Genomic DNA, 23372 nt, shown 5'->3' on the forward strand with positions numbered 1-23372 from the left:
GCGAAATGATGCAGTCAGTAAATAGAAACAGAAAAACATTTCTGTTGAATATCCACTGACCCATAAGGCGCTGGCGATGAGTAATAATACTGGTCTTCGAAAAAATACGTTGGGGCTGTTCTCACTGGTCTTTTTTGTGGTGGCCGCAGCGTCACCGCTGACGGGCGTAGTGGGAGGATTACCGGTCGCGATTTTTACCGGTAACGGCGGCGGTATTCCGGTGGTCTATATTGCCGCCTGTCTGATTTTGATGCTGTTTTCTGTGGGCTATCTGGCCATGAGCCGGTATGTGAAAAGCGCAGGGGCTTTTTACAGTTACATCAAGCAGGGGCTGGGGGAAGGTTGGGGGTCCTCTGCATCCATTCTGGCGCTGCTCGCCTACATTGCGATTCAACTGGCGGTGGTGGCGATGCTGGGCTTCTTCAGCGCCCAGTTCCTGCAACAGCATTTCAGCCTGAATGTACCCTGGTGGGTGCTGAGTATGCTGTTCACCCTGATTGCCTGGATGCTGGGTATTCGTCGGGTTGAAGTGGGCGGAAAAATTCTCGGTGTTCTGATGCTGGCAGAGGTGGCGATTGTCCTGGTGACGGATGTCATGCTGTTGGTGAAGAAAACCGGGCCGCTGAATTTTACCTCGTTTGAACCTTCGGTCTTTATGCATGGCAATCTTGGTATCGCTTTTATCTTTGCCATCGCCTCGTTTGTTGGTTTTGAGTCCACCGCGATTTATGCCGAGGAGTGCCGCAACCCGGAAAAAACTGTACCGCGCGCTACCGTGTGTGCGCTGTTACTGATCACCGTGTTCTTCTGCTTTACCAGCTGGTCTTTGGTCCAGGCCTATGGCTTCGACCAGTTAGTGGTCATCGCGAGTAAAGATCCCGGCAACTTTGTTTTTGATATTACGCGTCAATACGTTGGACAGTGGGCGGTGGATACCATGTCGGTGCTGCTGATCACCAGCCTGTTTGCCGCAACGGTTGCCTTCCATAACAATATTTCGCGCTATCTGTTCAGCATCAGCCGTGATGGGCTGATCTGGAAAGAGTTATGTAAAACCCACCCGGTCAATGGCACACCGCATAATGCGAGCCATCTGCATGGTGTGCTGTCGATGTTGTTGCTGGCAGGGATGGGGAGTGTGAATCTCGATCCAATGCTACACATCTTCGCCTTTGGTTCAGCGATTGCCACTCTGTGTATCCTGCTATTGCAAATTGGGGTTTCCGCTGCGGTGGTGGCCTACTTTGCCCGTAATCAGCACGAGTTCAGCAAGTGGCAAATTTTCTGGGCACCGCTGGCAGCGCTGGTACTGATGGGGATCACGCTGGTCATGATGGTGGAAAATCTGCAATTAATGAGCGGTAGTGATTCCGTGCTGATCCGTTTCATTCCGTGGCTGATCGCACTCTGTGCCCTGTTAGGGTACATGCTCTCCTGGCGTCGTCGGGCGATTGCCTGAGCCGGTTTGTAGGTTGAAAACGGGGAGCCATGCGCTCCCCGTTGTGATTACAGCTTGTTCAGGAATGCCAGTAGATCGGCATTCAGCTCATCAGCATGAGTTAACGCAAAACCGTGCGGGCCGTTTTCGTAGATTTTCAGCTCAGAGCCTTTGATCAGCGCATGTGCCAGTTTGCCTGTGGCTTCAAATGGCACGATCTGGTCGTTGCTGCCGTGAATGATCAGGGTAGGAACATCCACTTTTGCCATGTCTGGACGGAAGTCGGTTTCCGCAAAGGCGGTGACGCAATCCAGGGTGCCTTTTAAAGAGGCCAGCAGCGCGATGTTCAGCGTCTGGGTCAGTGCACCTTCAGAAACGGTTTGACCGGCGTTGGTGCCATAGAATGGCGTTGCAAAATCCTTGATGAACTGGGCACGATCTTTACGCAGACCGGCTTTGATGCCGTCAAAGACCGACATATCAACGCCTTCCGGGTGATCAGCGGTTTTACCAAAGATCGGGGTTACAGCGCCCAGTAAGGCCAGCGCTTTAACCCGTGCGGTGCCATAGGTGCCGATATAGCGGCTGACGTCACCACCGCCCATTGAGAAGCCGACCAGCGTCACATCGTTGAGATCCAGCGCGGTGATCAGATCGTTAATGTCAGAAGCGAAGGTATCGTAGTTGTACCCTTCCCACGGTTGCTCTGAACGACCAAAGCCGCGACGGTCAAACGCAATCACACGGTAGCCATTTTCCGCGAGGAAATTGAGCTGGCTGTCCCACATATCCGCATCCAGCGGCCAGCCATGGCTGAACAGAACCGGTTGGCCCTTGCCCCAGTCTTTGTAATAAATCTGCGTACCATCCTGCGTTTTAATCGTGCTCATAGTAAGACCCTTGTGATGTGAAAAAACAGTACCCATGGTTAGAAAAGCGTAGTCGGTTAATACGGCGCAACCAGATAACGTACCACTGGCGGGGTTTCAGACAGGTGAAACTTCTGGGTTCGGCGCTGAATTTTGCAGTCGTTAACCGTGTAGCGCTCCAGCTGGCGCATGTGCTCAATCCACGAATTAACAATAAAGCTTTCGACGAATGTCCCAGGCCGGGCGACATCCTCATAAATTCCCCAACTGATGGCACCACTGCGGCGGCGCACGCGGCGCATCTCCTGCATGCAGCGGATAAAGGCGTGGGTGTTCTCTTCTGCCACCTGATACTCATAGCTGACCATCACCGGGCCACGGTCATGATGACCTTTGATTTCCGGTAACGCCTGTTGCAGGTGTGTGCTCAGGTCGAGATCCAGATCGGGGTCTTTATCCAGCCGCCAGCGCAGCACGGTGGTGCTGGCTAACAACATGCCCACGGTCGCGATCAACAGAGATGTTGGGATTGAGTAGTGTGAAGCCAGTTGGCCCCAGATGGCGCTGCCCAGCGTCATTGAACCAAAGAACAGGCTCAGGTAGACCGCCAGTGCTCGCGCTTTTACCCATTTAGCCGCGCTGCGCTGCGCGCCAAGGTTGAGGGTGGAGAGTACGATAATCCAGGCAAAGCCGGTGAAGAACTCGCAGGCATTAAGCAGCCAGAAATGGCGCACGTAAGCCAGCGCCAGCATGGTGGCGGCAAACAGGATGCTGGCAGCTACCATCAGTTGGTCGGCGTTCAGCTTTTTACGCATCCGTGGCAGCAGCACCGCACCGGTAATGGCTCCGATACCAATGCAGGCCAGCATGATGCCGTAGCCCCCAGGTCCGAGGCCGAGTTCGCGACGCGCCACCAGGGGCAACAGTGCCCAGCCTGCGCTGCCAAACAGGAAAAAGGCTACGGTTCGCACCAGCACGTTACGTAATACCGGCGCGGCATGCACATAGCGGATCCCGGCACGCACCGCCGGGAAGAAGTGCTCCGGTGGCAGATGCTGCACGTTGGGTTCCGCTTTCCAGCGGTATAGCACCCAGGCAACCCCCAACACGGAGAGGGCATTAAGGGCGAACACTAACCAGGGGGAGGCGAATGAGAGCACCAATCCCCCCAGCGCCGGGCCGATGGCGCGGCTGATGTTAATCCCCAGCGAGTTAAGGGCAATCGCCGGACCTAACTGCGACTTGCTTACCAGGTCTGGCACCACGGCCTGAAAGGGCGGTGAACTCATTGCCGCGCCAGTGCTGAGCAGAAACGCGGCTGCCAGTAACACCAGCGGTGTGATATGGCCGGTAAAGGAGAGCACCGCCAGGCCCGCCGCCGCAATAAAGACCCAAACCTGGGAAAACAGCAGGTATTTACGGCGATCGACAATATCGGCCATCACGCCAGAAGGCAGAGCAAACAGGAACATCGGCAAACTGCCCGCGGCCTGGACAAGCGCAACCGCAAGAGGATCGGCACTCAGCGAGAGCATCGTCCAGTTCACGCCCACATCATTCATCCATGAGCCCACGTTGGAAACAACGGTGGCAATCCATAGCATACGAAACACGCGTTGGCTTAACGGTGCCCAGGGGGAGGCATGAGATGCCGCCACAGGGGGTTCTTCAGTGGTTGTCAGGTGTAGATCATTGGCCTGGGTCATGCTCAGGCTCCTCCCGTGAGGTGTTAGCAGTAATGGCGGCGGGAAAATAGCCCCGGACAGGCGGGGCTAAAACAGGTCATGGTTCAGTGAAATCTTAGAAGGCAAAGCAGCTACAGCCGAGCGCACCCCAGAAAGCCGTATCATCGGACACCGGGACATCCGAACGACGCGCAATGTCGTGCTGATGACTATGGACGCCGCAAGGACCACTGCAATGATGCACCTGGGTTTGTAAGCCGACACGGGTTGCACCCGTCGGTGGCGCGCTGCGGTAGTGGCCAGGGACTTTAACTACCGGAGACCAGTCCGGGAGCACCGGCAGTGAAGGAGGCGCTTCGCCGTTAAAGCGGCCTGCGGCATAGACCACGTTGCCGTCTACCACGGTGAGGACGGATTCAATACCTTTGATCTCCTCTTCCGGAACACGGAAATAGTCTTTGCTCAACACCGCAAGGTCGGCTAATTGCCCCACTTTTATCTGACCTTTCTTACCCTGTTCGCTGGAGAACCAGGCGCTGCCCTGAGTCCAGAGCATCAGTGCGGTATCGCGATCGAGGCGGGCATTCACGTCATACATCTGCATTCCGCCGACGGTGCGACCGGAAACCAACCAGTAGAGCGCGGTCCACGGGTTATAGCTGGCTACACGGGTGGCATCGGTGCCAAGGCCCACGGGCACGCCCGTTTCCAGCATGCGTGCAACCGGCGGTGTATGACGCGTCGCTTCAATCCCGTAACGTTCGGCAAAATATTCGCCCTGGAACGCCATACGGTGCTGTACGGCAATACCGCCGCCCAGGGCTTTGATGCGGTCAATATTCTTCTGCGTAACAGTTTCCGCATGATCGAAGAACCAGTGCAACCCGTTGAAAGGAATATCGCGATCGACTTTCTCAAAGACGTCCAACATCCGGCTGATCGATTCGTCATAGGTGGCGTGTAAACGGAATGGCCAGCGATGCTCAACCAGATGGCGTACTACACGTTCCAGTTCATCTTCCATACCCGGCGCGAGATCCGGACGCGGTTCAAGGAAGTCTTCAAAGTCAGCGGCGGAGAACACCAACATCTCACCGGCACCGTTGTGGCGGAAGTAGTCGCTGCCCTGGCCCGGCGTGAGCATATCTGTCCACTTCTCAAAGTCCTCCAGTTCATGACCGGGGCGCTGAGTAAACAGGTTATAGGCGATGCGAATCGTCATCTGCTTTTCCGCGTGCAGATGCGCAATCACTTCATAGTCATCTGGATAGTTCTGGAAGCCGCCACCGGCATCAATCGCGCTGGTTAATCCCAGACGATTAAGCTCACGCATAAACTGACGCGTTGAGTTGATTTGCAATTCCAGCGGGAGTTTGGGGCCTTTTGCCAACGTGGCGTAGAGGATCATCGCATTCGGACGCGCAATCAACATTCCGGTTGGGTTGCCATTGCTGTCGCGTTGGATCTCGCCACCCGGTGGGTTAGGCGTATCTTTGGTATAACCCACCACGTTTAACGCCGCGCGGTTGAGCAAGGCGCGATCGTAAAGGTGCAGGATGAATACCGGGGTATCTGGCGCGGCTTCGTTGATCTCATCCAGCGTGGGCATACGGCGTTCAGCGAACTGGAATTCGGTCCACCCACCCACCACGCGCACCCACTGCGGTGAAGGCGTACGTAATGCCTGCTCTTTCAACATGCGCAAGGCATCGGCCAGAGACGGAACCCCTTCCCAGCGTAGTTCCAGGTTGTAGTTCAGCCCACCGCGAATCAGGTGCAGGTGCGAGTCATTCAGACCCGGAATGGCGGTATGGCCCTGTAAATCAATCACGCGGGTGCCGGCACAGTGGTGCTGCATCGCTTCGGCCAGGGTGCCAACGGCGAGAAATTTGCCGTCACGAATGGCAACGGCATCCGCCTGCGGATTCTCGCGGTCAACGGTGTGAAATTGACCGTTGGTCAGAATCAGTTCTGCTTTACCAAGCTCAACCATAACTTCTCCTTGCTGATAGTGAAATAAGGCGGGCAGTCGCGAGAACAACAACCGAGGCACACCTGAATGGGGAGAATTATGGGCAGGCGGCGGATTCAGCGTCTAGTTATACAAAAGTATAGGTATACACCTGGATAATACCCGCCGTGTTGAATGCCCCCTACACTGCAATCAGGCAGTGGGGTGCCGTTATGCCCACTGTTGTTGCTGGTTTTAAGGACATCCTTTTTCATCAACCTTATTGGGTAAACGCATGACTAACGCAAAACTTGAAGTACTGACCCCGCATAACAGCCAGATTATTTTTATCGATCATCAACCGCAAATGGCCTTTGGCGTCCAGTCAATTGACCGCCAGGTGCTGAAAAACAATACGGTAGCGTTAGCCAAAGCAGCACAGGTATTTAATATCCCTGCCATCCTGACCACGGTTGAGACCGAGAGCTTCTCTGGCAATACCTATCCGGAGCTGCTGGATGTGTTTCCTGGTAAGGACATTCTGGAGCGCACCTCCATGAACTCCTGGGATGACCAGAAAGTGCGTGATGCTCTGGCGGCGAATGGCCGTAAAAAAGTGGTCGTCGCCGGTTTGTGGACCGAAGTCTGTAACAACAGCTTCGCGCTGTGCGCCATGCTGGAAGGCGATTATGAAATTTACATGGTCGCCGATGCTTCAGGCGGCACGTCGAAAGAAGCCCATGACTACGCGATGCAACGTATGATCCAGGCGGGTGTGATCCCGGTGACCTGGCAGCAAGTTATGCTGGAATGGCAGCGTGACTGGGCACACCGTGAAACCTATGATGCCGTCATGGATATCGTGAAAACGCACTCGGGCGCGTACGGCATGGGCGTAGATTATGCCTACACCATGGTGCATAAAGCCCCTTCACGCCAGACCAGTGAACATCGCACGCTGGCTCCGGTTGCGGCACCCGTGCGTTAAGTTCTGACGTGACGGCTTCCAGGACGTTGCACCACCTGGAAGCTTCGGTATGCTGGAGAGTGAATCGTTCAGGGAGGTGTCATGCAGCAGGTAGCTCGAATTGTTATTGTCGATGACGATCGCGCCGTTCGTCACGGGCTGAGTAACCTGCTGGCGGCAGAAGGCTATCAACCGCAGTTATATGACTGTGGTGAAGCTCTGCTGGCGGACAGCGCCGTGCTGCAAGACACCGCACTGATGCTGCTGGATATTTCTCTCAGCGGCATCAGTGGCTTTGAACTCTACCGAACGCTGGCTGAAGGTGACATACCGCCCCCGCCAGTGATCTTTCTTTCCGGCCACGGGGGTGAAAATATGTTGTGGTATGCCCAACACCTGGGTGCCATTACATGGCTTCCGAAGCCGATTGATGTAGAGTTACTGCTAAGTCATATTCGACAGTGCATTGAGGCAGGAGAGGCATGAAGACACTGGATTTCTCAATCTACTCCCACGATGCACACCGACAGCAGGTGACATTACTCTCTGAAGATATGCACTACACGCTTATCGCTCAGGAGGGCGGGATTGCCTGGTCCAGCGCGACCGATCCCGTTTCCGGGCATCGTCTGATCCTTGCTACCGCAGCAAGAGAGGCGAATGTCGAGCAAATCACACCGCTGTTACGTCATGAGTATGCGCTGCGAGACAGTATCTCCGGGCGCTGGGCACTGCTGCCGCTGGCTTACACCTTTTATCATGGGCAGTTCGCGCTGCTTTATCCGTGGTTTCACTACCAAACGCTCCAGGCATACATCGGCATTCCGGCACGCACCGCACATGAGTTTATCGATCTTGCCTTACGTTTGTGCCTGCCATTACAGCAATTACACCGCCACGGCATGATTCATGGTGACATCAAGCCAGGTAATTTTTTTCATCAGGAAGAGGGCGGCTGGCGGCTGGCCGGATTTGGGCTTGCCAGTGAAACATCGCAGTTAGTACCACAGATGTGCTGGCCTGGCGCGGGTGGCACGCTGGCTTATATGTCCCCTGAGCATACCGGGCGTACCCGACGTGTGTTGAGTTATGCCAGCGATCTCTACAGTTTTGGCATTGTATTGTACGAGCTGTTAACCGGCTCGCTGCCTTTTGCACCCAGTGAAGGCAGCGCAGCGGAATGGATGCATTGTCACATTGCATCGGAACCGCGCCCACCCCATGAACTCCTGCCAGATATCCCGGTAATGTTATCTGCGGTGGTGTTACGCCTGCTGACCAAACTCCCCGAGCACCGTTATCAATCGGTGGAGGGGCTGATGGCCGATCTTGAGCGTTGCCAGAACATGTTGCATCTGCAGGGGGAGATTGCCCCCTTTATTCCCGCCCAGCAGGACTACCGCACGGATGATCTTGCCATGCCGTTGCCGGGGGGCGCGGATACCGATCTTCACACGATTACCGGGCGATGGCAGCAAGTAAAAACCAGCGGCAGTCCGGCACTGGTGTTGATTGAAGGGGCGGAAGGCGTGGGGAAATCTGCCTTGATCTCCCGCGCGATAAAATCTTTCCAACAGCAAAATGCCCTGTTAGCCGTGGCGAAGGGCGACAGGTTATCCCCGATGCGCCCCTATGCCGTGGTGACGATGGCCTTCCGTTCGCTGATCCTACATTTGCTGGGTCAACCGGAAGCGGAAGTAAAGCGCTGGAAACTGCGTATCACCCGTTCCCTTGGTGCCGATATCGATCTGGCGTTAGCGCTCTTGCCGGAGCTTGGCGCTTTGCTGGAGTCTGCACCTGCTGCCACGGAACATGGGTTTACTGAAGATCAGACCCGCTTTAGTCGCATGGTCCTGTGCCTGATTAACGCGCTCACCCGCCAGGATCAGCCTTTGGCGATTATCGTGGATGATTTTCATCACGCCGATGCCGCCAGCCGACAACTGCTGATGTTGCTGCTCAGCCATAGCAAAGTGGTGCCACTGTTACTGTTGGTGGCTGCGCGGGATGGCATGGGGGAGACGCGACGTCAGCTTATGCAGTCGGGTTCCGAGCCCAGCGTGATCACCCCGGAGTTGCTGTCAGCGGTCTCCATCGCCCATTGGCTGGCGCAGCGCGGTATTCAGGCCAGGGATGAACAACGTGAACTGGCACAGTTGATCCATACGCGAACCGGCGGTAATCCTCGCCTGGTGAGTGAATTGTTCCGTTCGGCGCTGGAAGAGGGCACTCTCCAACGCGATAAAATTGCAGGTGGCTGGCTGATCGATTTTACTGCGCTGCATCAGCGCTCGGTCAGTGAACATATTGCCAGCGTGGCGCTGGCGCAGCGCGACCGGCTGTCGGCACCTGCTGGTCAACTGTTAGCGACGTTGGCGGTTATCGGCCGCAAGGCCAGTGTGGCATTCACTGCCCGGCTCTCCGCACTCCCTGTTGAACAGGTGCATGCACGGTTACAGGAAATGGCTGACCTCCACTTGTTAACCATTACCCCAGAACAGTGGTTTTTCTCCCACGAACGTATCTTTGATATGGCACTGGCGCTGACGAATCTGGCGCAGCGGCAGCCCATTCAACTGCGGGCTGCGGTTTTGCTGTTGGAAGACTATGACCGCCAGCCGCTGAGTGAAACGCTGGATCAGCTGCTATACGCCCTCGCCGTTGCCGCAAACCTGGCGCGGGAGTCGGCTCAGCGGTCACAGTTTATTCAGGCCGGTATCACTGCTGTGCAGCAAGCTAAAGCGCGCGGGGATTATCTTACCGCGCTGCGTTACCTGCATACGGTGCGTCAGCTATGTTTGCCGGATGAAACAACGGTGCAGCTGCAACTGGACCTGCTCCAGGCAGAATGTGAATTTCTGCTGGGCAATCTGGGCCAGGCCTGGGAACTTTGCCAACAGACATTACTGGCACCCGGCAGTTTGCGTGACAAAGCTGTTGCAGCCTGCTTACTGGCGGAAATCCAGATGCGGCAGTCCGATCTCTGGCTGGCTCTGGACACCATCATGGGGTGGTTAAAGGTGTTTGGCGAGCCACTGCACCGCCATCCCACCAGCGAAGAGTGTGATGCGGCGTGGCAAACATTGCAGCTGCAAACCGGGGACGATGCGGAAACGGCCTTTTCCCGTCTGCCGGCTATCGAAAATCCCGATGTTGAGGCGCTGATCGCGTTGTTGAACAGCGCTGCAGTCTTTGCCACCTTCGCCTGTCCGCGCTTGCATTTCCTGCTGCTGTGCCGGATTTTAACCCTGACTCTGCAACATGGCCTGTGCGCGGCATCTTGTCCGGCCATGGCGTGGTTTGGTGTTTTGCTTGGGCATCGCTATGAGGCCTACAGCACTGGTTATCAGTACGCGCTGCTGGCGCGCAAACTGGTGAACACCCACGCTTACAACCGGGTCAAGGCACAAACCCTGCTGGCGCTGGACCTGATTGCGGTCTGGACTCAGCCGATCACCAACGTCGTGGCCTCGGCCAAGGCGGCATTTACCACGGCGGTGGCGCTGGGCGATCCCACTTCGGCCTGTTTTGCCATTCGTCATCAGATCATCAATTTTATTACCCGAGGCGACCATCTGGATGGCCTGCTCACCAGCATTGAGCGCGGGCTGGCTTTTGTGCGCAAAGCCGGCTTCCATGATGTGGAAAATGTGCTGTTGATCCAGCGAGCCTGGGTCATGTTTCTGCGTCAGACTCCCCAGGGTGAGTTGAGCGCGGAACAGGCGATCCCGTCATCATTGCTGCCCGCGCCCGTCAGCAAAAGCAGCCCTGGGCAGGCCCCGCTGATGCAGTTCTGGTTCTGGCTGTATCGGGCGATGGCATTTTGCCTCACCGGCCAGTTTAATCGGGGACTGGATTGCCTCGATCGCGCGGCCCCTTTCAGTACCACGGTACCGGCGCATATTCATCTGTTCGATTACCATTTTTATCGTGCTTTATGTCTGATTCGCGTCGCCGCTCGTGGCCCGGTCATGACCGCCGCTCAGCGCGCTGTAGTGGACGATCACTACCTGAAAATTGCGCGTTGGGCGCAGGCAAATCCGGGTCTGTTTCGCGATAAGCTGGCGTTAATTGCCGCCGAAATCGCGCGTCTGGATGGCAACGCGGGTGCCGCATTAACACATTATGAACAAGCGATTAAGCGCGCCAGAGAAGCCCAGTTTAGCCATATCTATGCGTTGTCCTGCGAGTTGGCTGCCGGTTTTGCGCGCGAAAATCACTGGCAGGTTGCAGCCGATGCCTACAGCCGCAGTGCGCTGTCGGGCTGGCGTGAGTGGGGAGCACAGGCCAAAGTTACGCAAATGGAAAGCCACTCTCCGCATCTCTCCGGCGGTGCGGCTTCAACGCACTCTGATACGGTGCCGTTACTGGCGAGTGAAGCCGCACGCGATCTGGACAGTGTGGTGAAAGCGGTTCGCGCCTTAACCGAAGAGATCGATCCCGACCGCTTGCTGCATGTTTTGATGACTATGTTACTGGAACGGGCGGGCGCACAGCGTGGATTATTGCTCCGCGTTGATGAGGGTAATGCGCCCTGGTTGGAAGCCAGTGCAATGATGACGGCAGACGGCGTGGCGGTAGAGATAACCAGCAGGCCGTTGACCAGCGGCGATCTACCGCTCTCGGTGGTGGCTGCGGTCATCCGTACCGGGCTGGAAATTCGCACGGCGAGTCCGGAAGTGTTTAGTCCATTTAGTCATGACCCTTATCTGGTGTCATCGGAAGCGGCAATTTTGTGTGTGCCGATGTTCCGTCAACGTCAAATGGTGGGCATTTTGTATCTGGAAAATCGCCTGCTGCCGGATGTGTTCACGGCGGAGCACTCACGCATCATTCGCACTCTGGCAGCGCAGGCCGCGGTATCCATTGAACACGCAAGGCTGTATAGCCAGCTTACGGCTGAAAACCAACAGCGGCGTCGTGTAGAAAAAGCGCTGCGTGCCAGCCAGACCTCGTTGATGCTGGGAGAGCAGATCAGCCATACCGGCAGCTGGCGTTGGGAACTCCAGCAGGATCTGATGGCAGTTTCAGCGGAGTATGCGCGCATCCTCGGGCTGGAAGAAAGGCAACAGGCACTGTCAATGGCAGACTTTTTGCTGCGCGTGCACAGTGAGGATCATGCACGTATCAGCACTCTGGTCCATGACAGCGTGCGGCTTGGCGTCACCATGCGCGCGGAGTTTCGTATTCTGCGGCCGGACGGAGAGTGCCGTTATTTGCTGGGCATTGGCGATCCACTACGGGTAGATGACCAGGTCATCGAGTATTACGGCATCATTTCGGACATTACCCAGCAGCGCATGGCCGAGAATGCCACGCGTACCGCGCAAATTGAGCTGGCTCGCGTTTCACGCGCCACCACCGTGGGGCAACTCACCGCCTCTATCGCCCATGAAATCAACCAGCCATTGATGTCAATTGTGACCAATGCGGCGGCCAGCCTGCGCTGGCTCAATCGTGGAGAGGGTTACAGCGAAAATGTCCGTATTGGCCTCAAAGACATCGCGGATGAAGGTCAGCGCGCGGGCAACATTATTCGTGGGCTGCAAGCCTTAACCCGCAATCAGGCTTCTGTCTTCGCGGTGGCTGATATTCATGATATTGCCCAGCATATCATTTTACTGTCGCGCAGTGAGCTGGAACGCAAGGGGATCATTGTTGATAACCGTTTGCAGGCGCAGGCTTCGCATATCTGGTGTGACAATATTCAGATTCAGCAGGTGCTGCTCAATCTGGTCGTCAATGCCATCGACGCACTCAACGGCAATGAGGACAGGCCACGTATTCTCAGCCTGATAACCACCAATCCGGATGCGCAAACACTGTGCTTTACCGTAGCAGACAACGGCGTGGGGATTGAGGCAGAGGTGATGAAACGGTTATTCGACTCTTTCTACACCACTAAACCGCAGGGGATGGGGATGGGGTTAACCATCTGTAATGGCATTATTGAGCGCCATAACGGCAAATTGCAGGTGGGCCAGCAAGCACCGCATGGCAGCCAGTTCTGGTTCACCCTGCCGTTACGACAGGATGAGACAGATTAATGTACCTGAGTTTTGAACAGGTTGAGTCGTTCAGCGATACGGACCAGATCGGCGGGGGAACGTGCCTGCATCTTTTCCATCACGCGCCTTTTATGCACTTTCGCCGTGATTTCACTGACGCCCATCGCGGTGGCAATCTGTTTATTGAGCAGTCCACTGACAGCCAACTCCATCAGTTCGCGCTCGCGCGGCGTTAAGGAGTGCAAGCGCTGTGTGAGCTGGTGCGTTTCCTGATTTTCGTTGAGTGCGGAAGCTGACAACCGGATCGCCTCTGCCACGCTCTGGAGCAGTTTCTCTGGATCAGCGGGTTTAGTCAGGAACTCCCATGCGCCAGCCTTCATGGCTTTAACCGTCACGGGAATGGTGCCAAAGCCGGTCAGAAAAATGGTGGGAATGGTGTGGCCCCGTTCCCGTAAAGAGGCGGTCACCATAAAACCATCTGCTTCCGGCATATTCATATCAAGGATTAAACAACCCGGCACCGCCTGTAGGGGATGAGCAAGAAAATCGAGCGGAGATGCAAAAATACAGACGTTGTACGCTTCGGCTTCCAGCAGACGTTGCAAGCCATTACGGACTGCTGCGTCATCGTCAACCACATAAATAACAGGATTCATAAATCGCCTCTGCAAAGTCGAAAAAGGTGAACTGACAGGCGTAAAAGGTGGCAAAAGCGCCAAAGGGAATAATGTAACATAATGATAATCATTATCACCAAAAATACACAACCAAATCGCATTAATTATAATAAACAAGGTGTTAGTTAATGCTAAATCCGGTAAAGCGTTTACAACAGTACCTTGAAAGTATTAACAGAACATAGCACTGAGCGCTATCTGAAATATCAGCCTTGCGAGAGAAGGGTGGGTTTTAACAACAAAATTAACATGTTATGCGTAACAAATTCACGACCACAAGATGGCCACGCACGCAACCGTGCCATTTTCAGTTTATTCAGTGAATACGGTTAAATTATTTGAATAAGTTGTGGGTATGTTCGGTGTTATTATTGAATCAGTTTATTAAGACACAAAATTATAACCTGTACACCATCGGCAACGTCACTGTTTCCCATATTTCAGGCCAGAGGTACAACGTGAAAATTAATCAAGCCAATGTTATGAACCAGGTCGTTGTTGATATGTTGACCTGGATCGATGATCACCTTGATGATGAGCTGAAAGCTTGCGTCGTAACAGAGAAGAGTGGTTATACCCGTTGGCACTTTCAACGGAAGTTTCGCCAGATCACGGGCATCTCACTGGCTGAGTATATTCGCTACAGACGCCTGCAAAATGCGGCGCATGCACTGGCAGAAACTAACAGTAAAATCATGACCATAGCGCTGGATAATGGTTTCACCAGTCAACAGTCTTTAACGCGCCTGTTCCGCCGTTATCTGGGGTGTACGCCCACTGACGTCCGCCGTGATTACGCCGATCGGCCGGAGCACCTGGACCAGCTACTGCAACCGCTACAGACCGCGTTACTGCCCATGGTCGCCTGATAAAACCGCCCTGACGAGTGTCACTTTCAGGGCGGTTTTAATATGTGATTAAAATAACTGCGTTTGGGCGGACATACTTTTATCGTTATTTTAAATTATTTAGTCATTATCAGAACGATGGTGACTTTAGCAATGGCATTGCTGAAAATGATTGTATTAAGAGAGCGATGCTGGAGAACGTTGGTCGGTTTTTACCCTACCAGTAGCCGGGCAATTTTTCTTACCGCTTCTAGTTCTGTCGGCATGACACTACACTTCTTCGCTGCTTCCCGAGCACGCCAGTCCAGGCTTTTTATCTGATCCGCTAGCACGACAGCTCCAGCCTGGCTGGATAGGGTAACTTCGAACGGGTAGCCTTTAATTTTTGTCGTGAGTGGACAACAAATTAGCAGGCCAATTTTGTGATTGTACTCTTTCGGACTCAGCACTAAAGCAGGACGATGGCCTGCTTGCTCATGACCTGCCTGGGGATCGAAATGCATCCAGACGATATCTCCGGCATCTGGAATATAACCCATCACCAGGATTCCTTATCAGTTTCACGGGTAAAAACTTCCGAATGGATATTTTCAGGCGTCACTTTAGCCAGTAACGCCGCGAGAGTGGGGGCCTGCTCAACCGGTTCAATCATAAGGTGTGGCTTGTTTTCACTGTCGAATACCACTGTAATTTCAACCTCAGCATCCACATCAAGTGACATCGCGTGCATTAACTGGCTTGGGATTCGTACTGCTGGGCTATTGCCCCAACGTTTAATGGTCTGTCGCATTCTTGCACCCTACGTATCTACAAAGTTGATACAAGTATACGCAGCAACCTTTATCGTATCAACGACGTTGATACGAATCTGGAATCCGGCTTCCAGAATAGCGGTTACAGACATCTCAACGCAGACAAATCGCATCTACCAATGCCGGTGACAGCAAGTAATCCGTCACCAGCGCGACGCCGCCGTACAACCCCGCATTTTCACCTAATGGACCCTGATCGATGTGCAACGTTCGGGTAGAGAGTGCGCCAGAACGCAGATAGACCGTTTCACGCAGTGAGGCGAGCAGCGGTTCATTGAGCAACTCGCCACCCACAATCACACGAGCAGGGTTGAGCAAATTGATCGCCATGGCCAGCGCTTCCCCTTGGTGTACGCCAGCAGCCTGCAAGCGTTGGCGTAAGGCGGGCTGTTCGGCTTGTAGCATCAGCATCCGCACTGACTCAACCTGCCACTCATCGCATAATGCCCAGCCGGACGAGTAGGCCTCCAGACAGCCTTGCTTACCACAACGACAGGTGCGCAAAGGTTGCTGGCTGCGCCAGTCTGGCAGGAACCAGTGGCCGAGATCCCCCGCGGCACCCAATGCTCCACGCTGAATTTTGCCTGACATCACAATCCCACTGCCGATCCCGGTACCGAGTTTGAGATACAGCAAGTCCTGCTCCGCCGGGTAGCTGAAGCGGTGTTCACCCAGCGCCATCAGGTTTACGTCGTTGTCCATCAACACCGGTACGGGAAAATCCGCAGCGAAAAAGCCGGGCACCGAGAAATTGTCCCAACCCTGCATGATCGGCGGCTGAACAATGGCTTTATGAACAAAGTCGATAGGGCCGGGCAGACCGATACCGATACCGCGCAGGGCACTTTTCCCCTGTGGGGTGCGTTGCAACAACTGCAAGAACAGCGTGCGGATACGGGACAGGATGACATCCGGGCCAGCCGTAATGGCGCAGGTTTCACTGTGGACTTCCAGCATCCGACCACAAAAATCCGTGACGGCAACCCGAAACCCACTGGCTCCAACGGCAGCCAACAGTAGCAGGCCATAGTCGGGGTTGACCTGAAGCGCTTCAACGGGCCTTCCTCCGGTAGAAATGGTGGTACTGATGACTTGCAGATAACCGGCCTGAATCAGCCTGTCCAGGCGTTGGCCAATGGTTGATCGCGAAAGTCCGGTCACTGCCATCAGCGCGGCGCGCGTTGTGGCCTGACCCGACCGCACCAGAGACAGAATGGCACCCGCGCCCGTTGAAGAGATGCTTAATGAATCAGATTGCATAGCCCTACCACTCCAGAGGTTGATGTGGCAAAAAATAGCGCTTCATCACATTTTTTTCCATTTCTTTTGCGTAAATTTTTGACAAAAGCATACTTATTGGTAGTTTTTACGCATAAGTCGGTTGTGTCGTCACCGCCGCCTGCGGTGTTAACAAATGGAGAAGATGATGAATCCTGTTGGTGTACATGCCCTGGTATGGGCTGGCGATCTCACGCCAAAATCAGTAGCGCGAATTGTAACGGAGAGCAAACGTGCGGGTTATGATTTTATTGAGCTTTCGCTTCATGACCTGACTGATTTCGATCAGGATGGCCTGCGCGAGTTGCTGGTGGCGGAGAAAATGGGCGTGAGCTGTTCACGAGGTTTGGCCTTTGATGCGGATGTCTCTTCCGAAGATCCGGTTGTGGTCGCGCGCGGTGTGCAACTGCTGGAAGAGAGCCTGCAAGTGGCTTCACGTATTGGTGCGAAGTACCTGTGTGGGGGCCTCTACAGCGCCTTCGGCAAATATCAGCAGCCGGTCAGCGCGCAGGGGCGACGTAACGTGGTGGACTCCCTGAAACGGGTGGCCGATCGCGCGGCGCAGTATGACATCACGCTGGGGCTGGAGATCGTCAACCGCTATGAAAGTAACGTGGTAAACACCACGGAACAGGCACTGGAAATTCTTGAGCAGGTTGGCTCGCCACAGCTGAAAGTACACCTGGATATCTACCATATGAACATCGAAGAGGCGGATTTCTACAGCCCGGTGTTGGCGTGTGGCGATAAACTCGGTTATGTACACATTGGTGAAAACCATCGCGGCTACCTGGGTTCAGGTCATCTCGACTTCTCGAGCTTCTTCCATGCACTGGCGCACATTAACTACCAGGGGCCGATTGCCTTTGAGAGCTTCTCATCTGCGGTGGTGTCACGCGGCCTTTCGGTCGATCTCTCTATCTGGCGCAATTTGTGGAGCGATGGATTCGACCTGGCCAGCCATGCGCGTCGCTTTATTGATGGGCATCTGCAAGCCAGCAGGAAGCAAGGCGCATGAGTGTCTATTCAGAGCAGGTCACGTTTGACCAACTGCTGGCAGATTGCCAGCAGCTACTGGCGCGAGGCGGCCGTCAGATCCTCGGGATTGCCGGAGCACCGGGCAGCGGCAAGTCAACCCTCGCCCAGCGCCTGTGTGAGGCATTGCCGGGTCAGGCGGTTGTGGTCCCAATGGATGGTTTTCATCTGGCCAACCTTGAGCTGCAACGCTTAAACCGCGCCGGGCGCAAAGGCGCGCCCGATACCTTCGACAGCGCCGGTTATCAGGCCTTATTGCGTCGGCTTCGCCAGCCACTCAATGACAGCCGGGTCTATGCGCCCGCTTTCCATCGTGAAATTGAAGAACCGATTGCCGGTGAAATTGGTGTGGCGGGCGATATTCCGTTGGTCATTACCGAAGGCAATTATCTGCTGCTCAGCGATGAACCCTGGCAGGGCGTGCGCGCGCTGCTCGACAGTTGCTGGTTTCTCGATGTGGATGAAGAGCTGGAATTTCAGCGTCTGCTCACACGTCATATGCAGTTTGGGCGCAGCGAGCAGGCGGCAAGGGACTGGATTGCTCAAACGGATCTCCCTAACGCCAGTCGCATCATTGCCAGTCGCACTCGTGCCGATCGTTGCCTGACGCTGAACGACTGATCGCGCTTACTTCCTGCAAAAAAGGGGTTTTCTATGCAGGCTTCAACATCAGGAGAGGCGTTGCTGCATCTCTCGCTGCTCGACTACAGTTTTCCACTGATCTATTTTGCGGTGATTATTGTGCTGGGGCTGTTAGTTAAGCGCGCCACGCGCACTGCCGGTGATTTTTTCCTCTCAGGGCGGAGTATGCCAGCCTGGATCTGTGGCCTGGCCTTTGTCTCCGCAAATATGGGAGCGCTGGAAATCCTCGGCAACGCCGCCAACGGTGCTGAGTATGGAGCATCGGCGATCCATTTCTTCTGGATTGGGGCGATACCGGCGATGATTTTCCTCGGTGTGGCGATGATGCCGTTTTATTACTCATCCCGCGTACACAGCGTGCCGGAATATTTGCGTCGCCGCTTTAATCCGGCGACACATTTACTCAATGCGGTGATTTTTGCCGTATCGCAGATCCTGATCGCCGGGATTAACCTTTATGCGCTGGCGCTGATCGTGCAACTACTGCTGGGCTGGCCGCTGATGTTATCCATCTCGGTATCGGCGTTTATTGTGTTGTTGTACATCGTGTTGGGTGGGCTGTCGGCGGCAATTTACGGCGAAGTCCTGCAATTTTTTGTCATCCTGTTTGGCCTGGCACCGATTGTGATCATCGGATTACATCACGTTGGCGGCTTCAGTGGCCTGGCGCAGCATCTGCCCGCTGCGCATCTGAATACCTGGGAAAGCACTTCAGTAGGGCACTGGAGCAATCCACTCGGTGACTGGATCGGTATTGCGATGGGGGAAGGCTTCCTGCTGGCGTTTGGCTACTGGACCACTAACTTCGCAGAAATTCAGCGTGCCTTATCCGCCAAAAGCCTCAACGCAGCGCGTATGACGCCGGTGATTGGGGCGATGCCAAAACTGCTGCTGCCGCTGTTCACCGTATTACCGGGCATGATTGCGCTGGTGCTGATCCCTGGACTGGGTAAATCTGGCGGGCCTGCCTTCAACAATGCGATTCCGGCGTTGATGCAGACTCTGCTGCCCAATGGTGTTCTGGGACTGGCGGTGACGGCACTGATTGCCGGGTTTATGGCGGGTATGGCGGCTAACGTCAGTGGTTTTAATACCGTTTTCACCTGGGATATCTGGAAGCCCTATTTGGCAAAAAACCGCAGCGATGGCTACTACCTTAATGTGGGACGTATCGCTACCGTGGTGGGGATTGTGGCCAGTGTGGGCACGGCATTTATCGCCGCATCCTATAACAACATCCAGAACTACATGCAGATGCTGTTCTCCTTCTTTAACACCCCGTTGTTCACCATCTTCCTGATTGGGGTGATCTGGTGGCGCACCTCACCCTGGGGGGCATTCTGTGGCATGTTGGCAGGCAGTATTGGAGCCGCCATCGCGCACTTTGCCGCGCCGCACATGGCCTGGTTCTATCAGGGCGGGATGATGGAACCGGCACGTTTTAGTGCGCAAATGGCAAACTTCTACGGGGCGATTGCCGCCTTTGTTTGTACCGCAGTGGTGACGTTAGTGATCACATTATTCACTGCGCCACGTCAGCGGGAAGAGTTGCGCGGATTGATTTGGGGCCTGGCCGACCCGAACTCACCGGATGCCCATGAAGCGCAGATTGCCGTGCCCTGGTATCGTTCACCTGTGGTGATGGGCGGATTGATACTGGTTGCCGTGGTGGCGCTGACCTTATGGATTATGCACTGGAGGAGTCAACTATGAGTGGATCTTCAGACGCCAGCCGTCGCTTATTTGACCTACGGACGCTAATTAGCTGGGTGATTGGGGTGTATGGACTGATTTTAACCCTGGTGGGCTGGCTGGATACGCCGCAGGATCTGGAAAAAGCCCAAGGGATGCCGATTAACCTCTGGATTGGTATCGCGATGCTGGTGGTGGCGGTACTGTTCTGGTGGTGGAAACGGATACAACCGCTGCATTAACGCGATGGCCCACGCCATCCGCGTGGGCCGTCTCTTTACTGGTCTGAGAGACGCTCTATTTTTTCTAGCGCGCCACGCAATACGGCCCGTTCTTCCAGTGTCAGTTCGACTTGCAGAGTGGCATCAAATGCGCCCACCAGTTGGAAGGCCCGCTCAAAGATTTCATCTGCGCTGGATAGTTTTCGCACCAGAAAAGCCCGTTTATCATTGGGATCGGGAATGCGTTCCACCCAGCCTCGCTGCACTAGCCGATCAACGGTTCTGCCCAGTGCGGAACGGTCAGTTTGCGAGTGTGCAATCAATACGCCCATGGGGATCGCCTCAGCGAAACTGTGCATGATGCGCAGCGCGCGCCACTCCGCCAGCGTAAGTCCAATCGATGCCAGCGCACCCGTGAGGTAGCGCTCGCGGTTACGCGTGATGTTAGTGATAGAAAATATCGGACTGAGCGGTAGTCCAGTCGCAGAAAATTTTGTCATGTTAACGTCAAATCACTCAGGAAATGTCCCTGATTTAAAAGGAAATAATACTAGTGCCTTTCGCCAGATGCGTCCAGCCCGGTCAGCCAAACCGGGCTTAAACGACTCAGCGGTTGAAGCCATATTCCTGCCAGCGGTCCAGCACCTGTTGTTGCAACGCGTCTGGATAGCTGTGGGCAAAGGAAGCGGTTGACGCACGCATTTTGCCCTCAAACTGCTCAGGGTAGAGGCAATTGATCACCATATTGCCGCCTTTACCCGCTGCGAGATCGGCAGCATTCAGATAGGGTACCAGGGGGAAGCCGGGTTTATCGGGGTAGGGGAAATAATCGTGCTGCGGATGCGCACGGGTAGCCAAAGCCCACACCACTTCTTCAATCCGGGTGATATCAATATCGTCGCCGACAACGATCACTTTTGGCACCAGATAACCGGCGTGGGAGTCGAAATAGGCATGGGCAATCTGGTCCGCTAGCGCTTTTGCGCTGGTGCGCATCTCAGCCAGTTTTTGCGTGTTGATCGCCAGAACGGTCCAGCAGGAAGCAGCTTCATACGAACACCACGCCATTTCAACCGGTAACCCGGCTTGCTGAAGGTCTTCCAGCACCTGAGCGGCAATCATGGTTCCCCAGATAGTGTGATTTTCTTCAGCAGGCACGCCAGCCACACAGATCGGCAGAATAGGGCGCTCGCGGAAGGTCACGGCGGTAACGTGGAACACGGGCTGTAGCTTACCGGTATCACGCTGATAGCCATGGTATTCCCCCATCGGCCCTTCCATCACCGTCTCTTCAAGACTGATTTCACCCTCAATGACAATCTCCGCATTGGCAGGCACCCACAATGCGTTGGTTTCGGCCTGCACCACCTCCAGCGGCTCACCCAGCAGTGCGCCGATGTAATCGGGCTCACTGACAAACGCGGGCAACGGCATTCCGGCAACGGCAATCGCGGCGGGCGGCGCGCCAAGCACAAACGCCCAGGGGGTGGCTTTGCCTTGTTGCGTCCACATTTCGCGGATCATGCCAATATGTTGGGTCGGAAAGGTGGGGCCTGCAAGGGTTTTGCCATCCACCAGCATCAGCCTGCCAATACTCCAGCTATCCCAGTTGCCATCAGGGGATTGCACCACGTGGAAACCGTAGGTGCCGATATAGCGCCCACCATCCTGCTGGTGCAGCATGGGTACGGGTAGACGCGTTAAATCCACCTCATCACCCAGCCAGCGATGCTGTTTGACCGGGCCATTAGCGACCTGGCGCGGCTTGATTGGGGTGGCTTTCATTGCCTGACGAATCGTCTGCACCAGCTGTTGTGGGCGGGTTTCTGCGGGTAAACCAAAGTGCAGCGCCAGACGGCTGTACTCCACTGCGCTGTCGCGCAGCATGCCTGCTGGCGCACCCAGAACACGGCTGCCAGGCAGTGCGTCCTTTATCTGGTTAAACAACGGGGCAGACAGACGTTTTTCATATACCTGGCGGCAAATTGCCGCGATCTCCAGGTCTGCATCCACTTCCACATTCACTTCGGTCAGGTCGTCACGTCGTTTGAGCTCCTGCAAAAAACAACGTAAGTCGAGCGCACTGTCCCTGAGACTCATAGCTTCTCCAGCTGGGTAGGGTTGGATTGGGGGTTACGGCGAGGGGGAAAGCATGAGGCAAGGTAGGGCGCTGCATCCGGCTCGTACACACTTCGTCGCACCGAAAAAAATACTGAGGCGGGGCTGGGCGGCAAACGGCCATCCGGCACCCGCTTCAGTGAGGGGGTATTATTGTTTCACGGTCAGGTGTGGTGCGGGCTTATCTGCCTGCTACCGCCCCAACGTCTTTATTAATAAATATCCCTGATGTTGGTAAATTCTAATAATGACGCCATTTAACTGTTTCAGCACTGAATTTTAATGAAAACCAACTATGTGCTTGTGCACGCACATTAATATCATTGTGGTTAATCGTCAATAAAACTGAACTATTTGCTTACAAAATGCGTCGTTAATGTGCAGCGCAGAGGCCGTAAAGAGAGAGCAAATAAGCGATAACTGATTGAAAAGTCGCCAGCATGTTTTGGTCAAAGGAGGTGTAAAAAAAATGGGATTTTTCTGTCCTTTATATGAGCGTTTTCTGCAACCCGGTCGACCTCCAGTTAAGAAATTCCTTAAAACGCCAAATGAGAATTATTCCTTGACGTTAGTTACTTCAGTTAGCAATATTTAACGGTTTTTTTACGCTATAAGGTGATTGGTGACCCTCTGGCGGGGCGTCATTATGGGCTTCCAGAGTGCGTTACGTATCTATAGTGGTTTTACCCCGTCCGGCGGACCGGCGAAAAAGGCAGGTTTAACTTGCTGATTTAACGAATAACGGGATGCCGTTTCATTGCAGAACAGGGATTTTGACAATGCAACAATCACAACTGGTTAACGAGTTCAGCAACTCATTTAAGGACGTGCTAGCGACACAGCAGCAGTACCAGCGCACCAAAGCTGCTGCCGATAAACTCGCAAATGATTTCAGTAAGTTCAGCACGGCTAACCCGACAGAAGCGCAGCAACTCGACTTTGCTGAAGTGCAAAAGTCAGTGGCTACCCTTGGCCAGCTCGGCGAGCAGCTAAACCAGCAGCAAAGCCACTACCATCAGTTAACACAGCAGTTGGCACAGGCTGAAAAAGCCGAACGCCAGAAAAAAACCAAGCTGATCATCTGTGGCATCGTTGTGCTGTGGGTACTCTATCTTGTCTTCTGATTGGGAA

The 23372-nt window shown here is 54.6% G+C and carries 19 protein-coding genes; 10 read left to right on the top strand and 9 right to left on the bottom strand.

The features are described 5' to 3' along the window. Window positions 1–76 precede the first annotated feature (76 nt). Complete coding sequence (locus tag F3J40_RS10955) at window positions 77–1459, top strand: APC family permease (protein WP_167014534.1); 1383 nt, start codon at window positions 77–79, stop codon at window positions 1457–1459. Between the two features lie 47 nt (window positions 1460–1506). Here F3J40_RS10955 and F3J40_RS10960 read toward each other — a convergent pair whose 3' ends face one another. The 3 genes from F3J40_RS10960 to F3J40_RS10970 form a co-directional block, all read right to left on the bottom strand. Continuing rightward, window positions 1507–2328, bottom strand: a complete 822-nt coding sequence (locus tag F3J40_RS10960; RefSeq protein ID WP_167014536.1) for an alpha/beta fold hydrolase — start codon at window positions 2326–2328, stop codon at window positions 1507–1509. 56 nt (window positions 2329–2384) lie between these two features. Beyond that, complete coding sequence (locus F3J40_RS10965) at window positions 2385–4013, bottom strand: MFS transporter (RefSeq protein ID WP_167014538.1); 1629 nt, start codon at window positions 4011–4013, stop codon at window positions 2385–2387. Window positions 4014–4107: 94 nt separating this feature from the next. Then, complete coding sequence (locus tag F3J40_RS10970; protein WP_167014540.1) at window positions 4108–5985, bottom strand: amidohydrolase; 1878 nt, start codon at window positions 5983–5985, stop codon at window positions 4108–4110. Between the two features lie 253 nt (window positions 5986–6238). Here F3J40_RS10970 and F3J40_RS10975 point away from each other — a divergent pair, with 253 nt between their 5' ends. From F3J40_RS10975 to F3J40_RS10985, 3 genes are all read left to right on the top strand, one after another. After that, entirely contained in the window at window positions 6239–6931 is a 693-nt protein-coding gene (locus F3J40_RS10975) for a hydrolase (RefSeq protein ID WP_167014542.1), read from the top strand. Between the two features lie 81 nt (window positions 6932–7012). Next, the gene (locus tag F3J40_RS10980; protein WP_167014544.1) at window positions 7013–7396 is read left to right on the top strand and encodes a response regulator transcription factor; all 384 of its coding nucleotides are present in this window, start codon (window positions 7013–7015) and stop codon (window positions 7394–7396) included. Beyond that, the gene (locus tag F3J40_RS10985) at window positions 7393–12957 is read left to right on the top strand and encodes a trifunctional serine/threonine-protein kinase/ATP-binding protein/sensor histidine kinase (protein ID WP_167014546.1); all 5565 of its coding nucleotides are present in this window, start codon (window positions 7393–7395) and stop codon (window positions 12955–12957) included. Before F3J40_RS10980 ends, F3J40_RS10985 begins: the two co-directional genes overlap by 4 nt. On the opposite strand, the gene F3J40_RS10990 is transcribed toward F3J40_RS10985, so the two are convergent. Further along, window positions 12954–13574 carry a response regulator transcription factor gene (locus tag F3J40_RS10990; RefSeq protein WP_167014548.1) on the bottom strand — a complete coding sequence of 207 codons (621 nt, stop codon included), beginning with the start codon at window positions 13572–13574 and terminating at the stop codon, window positions 12954–12956. The two genes, F3J40_RS10985 and F3J40_RS10990, sit on opposite strands and share 4 nt — an antisense overlap. A gap of 479 nt (window positions 13575–14053) precedes the next feature. Between F3J40_RS10990 and F3J40_RS10995 the strand changes: the two genes are divergently transcribed. Further along, window positions 14054–14464, top strand: a complete 411-nt coding sequence (locus F3J40_RS10995; RefSeq protein WP_167014550.1) for a helix-turn-helix domain-containing protein — start codon at window positions 14054–14056, stop codon at window positions 14462–14464. Window positions 14465–14655: 191 nt separating this feature from the next. Here F3J40_RS10995 and mazF read toward each other — a convergent pair whose 3' ends face one another. The 3 genes from mazF to F3J40_RS11010 all read right to left on the bottom strand — a co-directional run bounded on the left by mazF (window position 14656) and on the right by F3J40_RS11010 (window position 16515). Continuing rightward, complete coding sequence (gene mazF / locus F3J40_RS11000) at window positions 14656–14988, bottom strand: endoribonuclease MazF (RefSeq protein WP_205297338.1); 333 nt, start codon at window positions 14986–14988, stop codon at window positions 14656–14658. Beyond that, on the bottom strand, window positions 14982–15233 hold the full coding sequence (locus F3J40_RS11005) for an AbrB/MazE/SpoVT family DNA-binding domain-containing protein (RefSeq protein WP_026042667.1): 252 nt from the start codon (window positions 15231–15233) through the stop codon (window positions 14982–14984). Before F3J40_RS11005 ends, mazF begins: the two co-directional genes overlap by 7 nt. Before the next feature lie 115 nt (window positions 15234–15348). After that, a complete protein-coding gene (locus tag F3J40_RS11010; protein WP_167014554.1) occupies window positions 15349–16515 on the bottom strand; it encodes an ROK family transcriptional regulator in 1167 nt (388 codons plus the stop codon). A 163-nt stretch (window positions 16516–16678) separates the two neighbouring features. On the opposite strand from F3J40_RS11010, the gene F3J40_RS11015 reads away from it, so the two are divergent. Genes F3J40_RS11015 through F3J40_RS11030 form a run of 4 tightly spaced genes read left to right on the top strand, consistent with a single transcriptional unit; the run spans window position 16679 to window position 20144 of the window. Beyond that, window positions 16679–17551, top strand: a complete 873-nt coding sequence (locus tag F3J40_RS11015; RefSeq protein WP_240155429.1) for a sugar phosphate isomerase/epimerase family protein — start codon at window positions 16679–16681, stop codon at window positions 17549–17551. Further along, complete coding sequence (locus tag F3J40_RS11020) at window positions 17548–18189, top strand: nucleoside/nucleotide kinase family protein (RefSeq protein WP_167014556.1); 642 nt, start codon at window positions 17548–17550, stop codon at window positions 18187–18189. Before F3J40_RS11015 ends, F3J40_RS11020 begins: the two co-directional genes overlap by 4 nt. 33 nt (window positions 18190–18222) lie before the next feature. Then, window positions 18223–19923, top strand: a complete 1701-nt coding sequence (locus F3J40_RS11025) for a sodium:solute symporter family protein (protein ID WP_167014558.1) — start codon at window positions 18223–18225, stop codon at window positions 19921–19923. Continuing rightward, window positions 19920–20144, top strand: a complete 225-nt coding sequence (locus F3J40_RS11030) for a hypothetical protein (protein WP_167014560.1) — start codon at window positions 19920–19922, stop codon at window positions 20142–20144. Before F3J40_RS11025 ends, F3J40_RS11030 begins: the two co-directional genes overlap by 4 nt. A gap of 35 nt (window positions 20145–20179) precedes the next feature. On the opposite strand, the gene F3J40_RS11035 is transcribed toward F3J40_RS11030, so the two are convergent. Beyond that, window positions 20180–20623: a MarR family winged helix-turn-helix transcriptional regulator gene (locus tag F3J40_RS11035; protein ID WP_167014562.1), complete on the bottom strand. Its 444-nt coding sequence runs from the start codon at window positions 20621–20623 to the stop codon at window positions 20180–20182. Window positions 20624–20729: 106 nt separating this feature from the next. Continuing rightward, entirely contained in the window at window positions 20730–22223 is a 1494-nt protein-coding gene (locus F3J40_RS11040) for a UbiD family decarboxylase (RefSeq protein ID WP_167014564.1), read from the bottom strand. Between the two features lie 797 nt (window positions 22224–23020). Between F3J40_RS11040 and F3J40_RS11045 the strand changes: the two genes are divergently transcribed. Then, window positions 23021–23365 (top strand): hypothetical protein, encoded by a 345-nt coding sequence (locus tag F3J40_RS11045; protein ID WP_167014566.1) that lies wholly within the window; start codon window positions 23021–23023, stop codon window positions 23363–23365. Window positions 23366–23372: the final 7 nt, after the last annotated feature.

It is taken from the genome of Candidatus Pantoea multigeneris, from assembly GCF_011752615.1.
In the GTDB taxonomy this organism is placed as follows: domain Bacteria; phylum Pseudomonadota; class Gammaproteobacteria; order Enterobacterales; family Enterobacteriaceae; genus Pantoea; species Pantoea multigeneris.

Bases quoted from the DNA above. Each gene is read 5' to 3' on its own strand.
- F3J40_RS11035 (WP_167014562.1), bottom strand. From the start codon at position 20,623: ATGACAAAATTTTCTGCGACTGGACTACCGCTCAGTCCGATATTTTCT.
- F3J40_RS11010 (WP_167014554.1), bottom strand. From the start codon at position 16,515: ATGCAATCTGATTCATTAAGCATCTCTTCAACGGGCGCGGGTGCCATT.
- F3J40_RS10960 (WP_167014536.1), bottom strand. From the start codon at position 2,328: ATGAGCACGATTAAAACGCAGGATGGTACGCAGATTTATTACAAAGAC.
- F3J40_RS10965 (WP_167014538.1), bottom strand. From the start codon at position 4,013: ATGACCCAGGCCAATGATCTACACCTGACAACCACTGAAGAACCCCCT.
- F3J40_RS11040 (WP_167014564.1), bottom strand. From the start codon at position 22,223: ATGAGTCTCAGGGACAGTGCGCTCGACTTACGTTGTTTTTTGCAGGAG.
- F3J40_RS10990 (WP_167014548.1), bottom strand. From the start codon at position 13,574: ATGAATCCTGTTATTTATGTGGTTGACGATGACGCAGCAGTCCGTAAT.
- F3J40_RS11015 (WP_240155429.1), top strand. From the start codon at position 16,679: ATGATGAATCCTGTTGGTGTACATGCCCTGGTATGGGCTGGCGATCTC.
- F3J40_RS10980 (WP_167014544.1), top strand. From the start codon at position 7,013: ATGCAGCAGGTAGCTCGAATTGTTATTGTCGATGACGATCGCGCCGTT.
- F3J40_RS11045 (WP_167014566.1), top strand. From the start codon at position 23,021: ATGCAACAATCACAACTGGTTAACGAGTTCAGCAACTCATTTAAGGAC.
- F3J40_RS11020 (WP_167014556.1), top strand. From the start codon at position 17,548: ATGAGTGTCTATTCAGAGCAGGTCACGTTTGACCAACTGCTGGCAGAT.
- F3J40_RS10970 (WP_167014540.1), bottom strand. From the start codon at position 5,985: ATGGTTGAGCTTGGTAAAGCAGAACTGATTCTGACCAACGGTCAATTT.
- F3J40_RS11025 (WP_167014558.1), top strand. From the start codon at position 18,223: ATGCAGGCTTCAACATCAGGAGAGGCGTTGCTGCATCTCTCGCTGCTC.
- F3J40_RS11030 (WP_167014560.1), top strand. From the start codon at position 19,920: ATGAGTGGATCTTCAGACGCCAGCCGTCGCTTATTTGACCTACGGACG.
- F3J40_RS10955 (WP_167014534.1), top strand. From the start codon at position 77: ATGAGTAATAATACTGGTCTTCGAAAAAATACGTTGGGGCTGTTCTCA.
- F3J40_RS10985 (WP_167014546.1), top strand. From the start codon at position 7,393: ATGAAGACACTGGATTTCTCAATCTACTCCCACGATGCACACCGACAG.
- F3J40_RS10975 (WP_167014542.1), top strand. From the start codon at position 6,239: ATGACTAACGCAAAACTTGAAGTACTGACCCCGCATAACAGCCAGATT.
- F3J40_RS11005 (WP_026042667.1), bottom strand. From the start codon at position 15,233: ATGCGACAGACCATTAAACGTTGGGGCAATAGCCCAGCAGTACGAATC.